At 50.6% G+C, this 8,264-nt stretch carries 7 protein-coding genes, 1 rRNA gene and 1 pseudogene; 5 read left to right on the top strand and 4 right to left on the bottom strand.

The features are described 5' to 3' along the window. A 16S ribosomal RNA gene (locus H6F43_RS11895) occupies window positions 1-96 on the bottom strand; the annotation flags it as partial. 798 nt (window positions 97-894) lie between these two features. Here H6F43_RS11895 and glyQ point away from each other — a divergent pair. From glyQ to H6F43_RS11875, 4 genes are all read left to right on the top strand, one after another. Beyond that, window positions 895-1,785 (top strand): glycine--tRNA ligase subunit alpha, encoded by an 891-nt coding sequence (gene glyQ, locus H6F43_RS11890; protein WP_190342973.1) that lies wholly within the window; start codon window positions 895-897, stop codon window positions 1,783-1,785. A gap of 100 nt (window positions 1,786-1,885) precedes the next feature. After that, the gene (locus H6F43_RS11885) at window positions 1,886-3,214 is read left to right on the top strand and encodes a hypothetical protein (RefSeq protein ID WP_190342972.1); all 1,329 of its coding nucleotides are present in this window, start codon (window positions 1,886-1,888) and stop codon (window positions 3,212-3,214) included. Between the two features lie 84 nt (window positions 3,215-3,298). Continuing rightward, complete coding sequence (locus H6F43_RS11880) at window positions 3,299-4,951, top strand: radical SAM protein (RefSeq protein WP_190342971.1); 1,653 nt, start codon at window positions 3,299-3,301, stop codon at window positions 4,949-4,951. A gap of 10 nt (window positions 4,952-4,961) precedes the next feature. Beyond that, window positions 4,962-5,150: a CPXCG motif-containing cysteine-rich protein gene (locus H6F43_RS11875; RefSeq protein ID WP_190342970.1), complete on the top strand. Its 189-nt coding sequence runs from the start codon at window positions 4,962-4,964 to the stop codon at window positions 5,148-5,150. A 45-nt stretch (window positions 5,151-5,195) separates the two neighbouring features. Here the strand turns inward: H6F43_RS11875 and H6F43_RS11870 are convergent. Both H6F43_RS11870 and H6F43_RS11865 read right to left on the bottom strand, forming a co-directional pair. Next, a pseudogene (locus H6F43_RS11870) lies at window positions 5,196-5,408 on the bottom strand (oxidoreductase); the annotation flags it as partial. Window positions 5,409-5,425: 17 nt separating this feature from the next. Beyond that, entirely contained in the window at window positions 5,426-6,256 is an 831-nt protein-coding gene (locus H6F43_RS11865) for a dienelactone hydrolase family protein (RefSeq protein WP_190342969.1), read from the bottom strand. Window positions 6,257-6,674: 418 nt separating this feature from the next. On the opposite strand from H6F43_RS11865, the gene H6F43_RS11860 reads away from it, so the two are divergent. Next, on the top strand, window positions 6,675-7,547 hold the full coding sequence (locus H6F43_RS11860; protein ID WP_190342968.1) for a CmcJ/NvfI family oxidoreductase: 873 nt from the start codon (window positions 6,675-6,677) through the stop codon (window positions 7,545-7,547). A gap of 345 nt (window positions 7,548-7,892) precedes the next feature. Here the strand turns inward: H6F43_RS11860 and H6F43_RS11855 are convergent. Beyond that, window positions 7,893-8,264 (bottom strand): aldo/keto reductase (locus H6F43_RS11855; protein ID WP_190342967.1); only part of this gene is annotated, 372 nt, incomplete at its 5' end.

Here is an 8,264-nt window from a genome sequence, read left to right as displayed (position 1 = left end):
ACCCGTCCGCCACTCAGTCCGAAGACTTCGTTCGACTTGCATGTGTTAAGCAGACCGCCAGCGTTCATCCTGAGCCAGGATCAAACTCTCCATGTTGTAGAGGTTTGTTGGCTGACTAGAACTTTAAGTTCTAGTTCATCGTTTCCGGTTGCCTCAAAGACTCGATACTATCGAAATCTTCGTAGGACTTCCATTTCCTTGACGAGGATTTGATGCTATTCTGGCTTTCAAACTATAATATTGTCTAGGTTCAGGCGCTTCGAGTCGCTTCACTTTCGCGTCGCTTCCCTCGCCGCTTATTCAATATAGCGAAGAGAAATAGAAGTGTCAACTGAATTTTTGAGATCTTTTCTAAATTGCTTCTAAGCTAGATGCAGAAGTGGTTTGGGCTGCTGACTGTTTTACGTAGGAGTACTCTTTCGCTCTCTGAGCCTCTAGTTGAACAGAGATTTGTTAATTCGCTTCTCTATCCAAAAGGAAAACTCAGATTCCATAGCTGGTAGTAGAAGTAGGTTTCAGGTAAGAACAAGGCTGCTGTAGTCAGTAAGAATCGTCGCCAGCGAAGACGCGGTTCTACCCGAAGCGTTGCTCCAGCGATCAATGGAAGCTTGAGTAGACCTGGAAATGCACCAGGAGCGAGGCACGCTAGTGCAGCACGTTTTAAGTAATCTGCAAAATTTAGGTAAGAGCTACTCACAAACGAGTAGGGGTAATCGTGTACAAGTAAGGATAGGAGAAAGGCGATCGCCGAACTCAGCACACCTGCGATTACTGAATCTCTGACAATTCCTGAATCGGGCATGAGTAGAGAAGCAAACTTCAATCACCATCAAATTAACCAAGCTGCAAGTTGAGCGACAATAGGGTAATTGCTTGGAGTCTAGGGAGAGTTTTGTGAATTTTCAGTCGGTGATTGCAACGCTGCATCAGTTTTGGAGCGATCGTGGCTGCTTGATCGTGCAGCCTTATGACACGGAGAAAGGGGCTGGCACGAAGAGTCCCCATACGTTCTTGAGAGCGATCGGCCCTGAACCGTGGTCGGTCGCGTATGTGGAGCCGTGTCGTCGTCCGGCAGATGGACGCTATGGGGAGAACCCCAATCGAGTGCAGCACTACTATCAGTACCAAGTGTTGATCAAGCCGTCACCGGACAATATTCAAGAGGTTTATCTGGATTCGCTCAGGGCGTTGGGAATTCAGCCGGAGGAACACGACGTTCGGTTTGTGGAAGACAATTGGGAGGATGCAGCCGTTGGCGCTTGGGGTGTTGGTTGGGAGGTGTGGCTAGATGGCATGGAGGTAACGCAGTTCACGTATTTTCAGCAGTGTGGTGGGATTGATTGTCGTCCAGTGTCGATCGAGATCACCTACGGCTTAGAACGCTTGACAATGTATTTGCAAGGCGTGAACTCGATTTTCGATATTCAGTGGAACGACGAGCTCACCTACGGCGATGTACACCTACAAAGCGAGATTGAAGGCTCGAAGTATAACTTTGAGGCCTCAGAGCCAGAGCTACTGTTCACCCTATTTAAGCTGTATGAGCAGGAGGCAGAGAGACTGATGAGCAAGGAACTAGTGCTACCTGCATTCGACTTTGTGTTGAAGTGCTCTCATACGTTCAATTTATTAGACGCGAGAGGCGTGATTTCTGTAACAGAGCGGACACGCTACATTAGTAGAATTCGGAATATGGCGCGACAAGTTGCACAACTTTATTTACAGCAGCGAGAAGCGTTGGGCTTCCCGCTGTTGAACACTGAGAAGGCTGAGGCGCATCGTTAAGCTGGCCCAGTCTGGGTTTCTAAAACAATCAACCTTTGGATGCTGGCTTATTCTCAGGTTGCAAGCGTAGGTTGGCAATTGTGACTATTGAGGTTAGATGGTGGATTTAATTCTTGAACGATCGCGCGAACTCAAGCAAGCCCTTATCAACTACGTGTATGACGCAGAAGGTGAGTTGGCGTCGGCGTTAGAAACTTTCTCAGCAGAACAGCTAGCTCGATCACAGCAGCAAGACACGCACCAGCAGAATCTGGTCATTGATCGCTTCCTCACCGAAGGCAAGGTTGGGAGTGAGTCGCCGATCGACTTGTTTATTAAGGATCATTCCGAGTTATCCGAGAACGATCGTCAACTACTGAGCTCTTGGCAGCGCAGCTTCATTGGCTTGTTTTCAATCAAGGAAAGTTTATCAGACGGCTTTGAATTAATGAACTGGCTGACTGCCAAACCGTACACAGTCAAGCCAAATGATCCAGAAACGCTGCAAGAGATGCAGAGGTTTAAGCTGGGCGAGATTCTGCTGACGCGCATCTCGCCCGTTACCAAAGACTACTGGATGTTTTCGGGACCGTGTACGCCAATGGGAAATTTAGGCAAGCCGAAACTGGCAGTGGCGATCGGTAACTTCAAGCAGAACTACAAGGACTTTCTATATGCAGACGCACCAGAACTACTGGAGGAAGCCTGGAAATCTGTAGAGCGTTACCATCAAGATTTTCTAAATTTCTTTGGTAGCGACGAAATTACAATGCCAGGGTACCAACTGGGCAAAAAAATTGCTGAGTTTCAAGAGGTGCTGACGAAAAAGCAGCTTGCTGCCGCCGGGATCGACGAGTCAAAATCGTTGGCGGACATAGCGAAGGAGGCAGGCGTGGACGAAGAAGAATTGGAGGACATCGCTGAATCGATGGGCGCGGATGCCAAAGCAGTTTCGACGATGCTGAAGAGCCAGGAAGCAGTCACTAAAATGGTGACGCCGAAGGTTGAGTTGCCAGCAGAATTGAAAAAGGCAGAAAGCGTGACGGTAATGGCGCATCCTCGCTGGGGGCAGATGTTTCTGCCGCAGCACACGCGATTACGAGAATTGCTAAAAGCTGGTGATACTCAGGGCAGCGATCGTCTGATCCGCCGCTATCTAGATGATGCCAGCACTAACGCATATGTGTGGCATCATCTAACTGAGGAATATCCAACTCAGTTAGAAGCAGCGGTGCGATCATCGCTTGAGCGTCCAGTGTTTAATCTTCAAGCCGATTTAGACGCACTGCTGCAGGAATTTGGCAAAGCTTTACAGCCAGACTTACCCGAAATTGCAAGCGTACCGCTGCATCTTCATAACTTATTTCAGGAGGCGTTAGCAGAAGTCAGCAAGTCAAAGCCAAAGGACAAAGACAAGAAGAAGAGCAGCAAAGGGTTTCAGCGGGGTTAAGGTGGGCAACCCGAACAACAGGCGGAAACGGATTGCGATAGATTGGAAATGCGCCGCAAGTTCTGCATTCCAGGCTTTGATTCAATGTCTGCACCGTTTACCGATGAACGTCTGTTATTTACGCCGATCGCTCCAGATACAGACGCAGTTCCCTTAATTTTCGCGTTTCCCAACGAGTACAGCGTGGGAATTACCAGCTTGGGCTATCAGGTTGTATGGGCAACGCTAGCGTCTCGGCAAGATTTACAGGTTAGCCGCTTGTTCACCGACGTGCAGGAGCCATTGCCGTCTAGCCCAGAGATTTTAGGTTTTTCCCTGTCTTGGGAACTCGATTATGTCAACGTTCTGAGCCTGTTAGAGCGGCTAAACATTCCCATTCGTGCCAACGATCGCGCTAACCACCCGATCGTGTTTGGCGGTGGTCCAGTGCTGACAGCGAATCCGGAACCCTTTGCTGACTTCTTTGATGTCATTCTGCTCGGTGATGGAGAACTGCTGCTGCACGAATTTGTAGCGGCGTACCAAGCAGTGCGCCACACCGATCGAGCCACTCAACTGCGGCACTTGGCACAGGTGCCAGGAATTTATGTGCCTAGCTTGTATGAAGTGACGTACCACAGTTCTGATAGTGCAGTGCAGTCAATTCAGCCGATCGACGTCGGAATTCCAGAGTGGATTGAGAAACAGACCTATCGCGGTAATACGCTGTCTGCTTCAACTGTGGTGACGGAAAAAGCGGCATGGGAAAACATTTATATGATAGAGGTGGTCCGTAGCTGCCCAGAAATGTGCCGCTTCTGCCTTGCCAGTTACCTAACACTGCCGTTTCGAGTTGCTAGCGTTGAGGAGTCGCTGATCCCCGCGATCGCTCGTGGGCTAGAAGTCACTGATCGACTAGGCTTGCTCGGTGCCTCGGTATCACAGCATCCTGAATTTGATGCTCTTTTGGACTATTTGAACCGCCCCGAATATGACCATATCCGGCTCAGCCTATCCTCGGTTCGCACAAACACTGTGACACCGAAGCTGGCAGAAACCCTCGTACGACACGACAGCAAATCGATCACAATCGCTGTGGAAAGTGGCTCCGATCGCCTGCGACAGATTATCAATAAAAAGCTGACGAATGACGAGATTATTCAAGCTGCCATTAATGCTAAAGCTGGAGGATTAAGCAGCCTTAAGCTCTACGGCATGGTCGGCGTTCCGGGCGAGGAAGCGGACGATGTAGACCAGACGGTGACGATGATGCGCGAGATCAAGCGGCAGGCTCCCGGACTGCGGTTGACACTAGGCTGCAGCACGTTCGTTCCCAAGGCACATACGCCGTTCCAGTGGTTTGGCGTCGATCGCCAAGCCGAGAAACGATTGCAGCAGTTGCAGAAGCAGTTGCGCTCTCAAGGCATGGATTTTCGTCCAGAGAGTTACAACTGGTCAGTGATTCAGACCCTCTTATCGCGGGGCGATCGACGGCTGTCCCATCTGCTAGAGCTAACTCGACACTACGGCGATTCGTTAGGAAGCTACCGTCGCGCGTTTAAAGAACTGCGCGGGACGCTGCCCAACCTGGAGTTTTACGTTCATTCAGATTGGCAACTCGATCAGGTGCTTCCGTGGAGCCATTTGCGGGGTCCTCTGCCGCAGACAACGTTGATTAAGCATTTATCAACCGCGACAGAATTGTTTGGGCGATCGGCTCAAGAACGCCTGCCTGTGATCGCCCCTGTTCCCTCGTAATTTTCAAGTCATGCAGACCACTTCAGAGTTCTATTGCGCCTACTGTGGTGAAGAAAACACCACGTTTGTTGACCTGAGTGCGGGTGGACAGCAGTCCTACGTAGAAGACTGCCAAGTCTGCTGCCGCCCAAATATTTTGTATCTGCGGATCGATGAAGACACGCTAGAGGTTGAGATTGACAGTGAATACGAAGGGTAGAGTGATAGCTCAAAATGCCTCAACCCACGGGCGCAACTCGACTTCTCAAGTCCAAGCGCTGCGCGGCTGTCGCAGAATAGTTAAGTAGGTTTGGGCGATCGCCTCTGGGTCAAGAAAACTATCCGGCTTGTCGGCAGGTTCCTGACGGGTTTCAGAGCGAATGACACCATCAATCACGAAGTGTGCCACATGAATATTCTATGGAGTCAGTTTACGGGCAGTGCTTTGGGCCAAGCCGCGTAAGGCAAATTGCCACACAATTGACCCGCAGCCTTCTAAACTCCGTGCTGCTTAAACCATGTCTGAAGCTGCTGCCAGCCCTGCTTCGCGTCTACCTCGCGGTAGGAGGGACGATAATCGGCAAAAAAAGCATGTGGCGCATCCGGGTAGACAATGATTTTGGACTGGCTGCGGCTAGATTTGAGCCGATTGCGCATTTGTTCTACCGTTTCAAGCGGGATGCCCGTATCTTTGCCACCGTATAGTCCAAGCACGGGGACTTGCAGCGTTGGTGCAACATCAACGGGATGCTTGGGCGTCAACTCTGTTGCGTTGCCAACCAATCGTCCATACCACGCCGCACCCGCCTTCACTTTGGGATTGTGAGTCGCGTACAGCCATGTAATCCGCCCACCCCAACAAAAGCCCGTAATTCCCAACTTGTTGACATTGCCCTGAGCAGATTTTGTTGCCCAGTTCACCGTGGCATCCAAATCAGATAGCACCTGAGCATCCGGCACTTTGGCAACAACTTGACGGATTTCATCAACGCTGCTCAGCTTGGAGACATCTCCCTGACGCACAAACAATTCTGGCGCGATCGCCAAATATCCCAGCTTGGCAAGGCGACGAGTGACATCTTGAATGTGGGCGTGAACGCCAAAGATTTCTTGGATGACAAGGACGATCGGAAAATTTTTACCTGTGGCAGGTACGGCTCTATAAGCAGGAATCTCACCTCCCTGGACGGGAATTTTCACTGCTCCTGCAAGCAGTCCTTTGGCGTCAGTGGTAATGGTTTTACTAGACACGGGCTGCACGGCTAAGGCAAACCCTGCGGCAAGCGTAGCAGTAGCAATAAATTCACGGCGGGTAATTGCGTTCATCGTTCTGATATCAGTTGGTTGCGGTGATTCGAGTTTGTTAGACTACTAACAATTGTTATACAAATACTTTGTTTGCAAAAGGACTTGTATTTCCAGAGCAGCTATGTAATACTTCTGAGTTATCGTACGGTAAGTCGCTCGACAAACCGTACTACTGCTTAGATAGTGAGGTCAGCTACTCGTCTAGTTGTTCAAGCTTTGTCAGCTAGCTCGTACTGTATCAAGCCGTGATTGGAGTTGCCCACCTGCCTCTGTACAGCCGAGTCATATTGCCGAGAAAGCCGCGCTCAGACAGTCTGCTTTAACTATGTCTAGGCGCTCAGAAGTTGATCGACCGATTCCGCAGACGCTCCAAACATTAAAGCTACGAACCACCGCACGATCGAAAACCACCAATTGAATTTTTGAGGACAGCTCCATGAGTCTAGCTAGCCCTGTTCTAGACAATCCCGTGTTGGAGAATCTGCCCTATGTTGAGGCAGTTCTTAACTACATGGTCCCAATGGCAGAACGAGCCATCTATTACACCTATGAGCCATCGCCCGGTGTTCTTCGCGACAACGTCACCTACGACCCCTTAACGCTTCCAATCCGAAATGCTCGATCGATTGCGCAGGATTTATCGATCGATCACCAAGGCTTCGCGCTATTCGAGCAGCAGAGCACCGTGCGCAACTTCTACGACGAGGATGAGATTCGTCGCGTCTACTACCCAGAAGTCGAGCAGTTTCTCAAAGACCTCACGGGTGCCACAAAGGTGCTGGTATTTGATCACAACGTCCGGAGTGCTCCACGAGCCGCGCAGGGCAAAGATAACGCACACGAGCCAGTCAAGCGAGTACATAACGACTTTACAGCCAAATCTGGCTATACTCGTGCCCGTCTTTCGTTGGCGGCTCATGGAGTAGACGATGCTGACACTTTGCTGCGTCATCGGTTCGCCGTGGTCAATGTTTGGAGATCGATCGCGGGACCCGTCCAAGAGTCCCCCCTAGCTGTATGCGACGCGCAGACCATTGCACCAGCCGATCTCGTTGTTAGAGATCTCCTATACCGCGATCGCGTCGGTGAAACTTACTCAATCACGTACAATCCTGCGCACCGTTGGTTTTATTTTCCGCACGTGCAAACGAATGAGGTGCTGTTAATCAAGTGCTTTGACTCTGCGGAGGATGGTCGCGCTCGGTTCGCTGCTCATACTGCCTTTGACGATCCAACCAGTCCGCCAAATGCACCACCGCGTGAAAGCATTGAACTGCGAACGCTAATTTTCTACCCCGATGCAGGCTAGTTAATAAACGGCGTCCTGGAGATGCCTAACCCAATTTAACCAGCAGAGCAATTTTGGGTTGCGCGGCTGTCACGATCGTCGCGCTAAAGCTCAAGCGTCTGTTTGCTCAGTCGCTTCAGGCGGTGGCTTGACGACGGCTCGATCATTTTCTACCACTGTGCAGCTTTTAGACTTTTGTAGTTTAGCGTAGGTTGAGCTTACATCACTATCGTTCCTGTAGTGGTCGATCGCGAATTAACCCTGTCGATTCACCACAGAACGCAACAGCTTGTGGTCCAGATAGGCACAATAACACGATTATTTCTACCTCTAGTCTTGCTTAATAGAGACAAAATTTAAGTGCGGTTAACCGTGACCCAGAATTGGATGGGGCGTATAGGGCTGCTCCAATTGCGCCTGCTCGTCGTCGGTCAGATGGAGATCGACTGCCGCGATCGCGTCCTCTAAATGCCCCGGTTTGCTCGCACCAATGATTGGAGCTGTCACGCTCGGTTGGTGCAGCAGCCACGCTAAGGCAATCTGAGCCGGAGGAACTCCATGATTTTGGGCAAGCTCGATGACGCGATCGACCACCTGAAAATCCGATTCCTGGTAGTAGAGCTTATGAGCAAAATCATCTGTTTTGGCGCGGATGGTGCTGCCGTAGCCTTGCTGTTGGCGATTGCCTGCCAAGAAGCCACGCGCTAACGGGCTCCAGGGAATCACGCCGATTCCTTG

Source organism: Leptolyngbya sp. FACHB-36, assembly GCF_014695955.1.
Taxonomy (GTDB): Bacteria; Cyanobacteriota; Cyanobacteriia; order Leptolyngbyales; family Leptolyngbyaceae; genus FACHB-36.
This window is presented reverse-complemented; position numbering and strand designations above follow the sequence as displayed.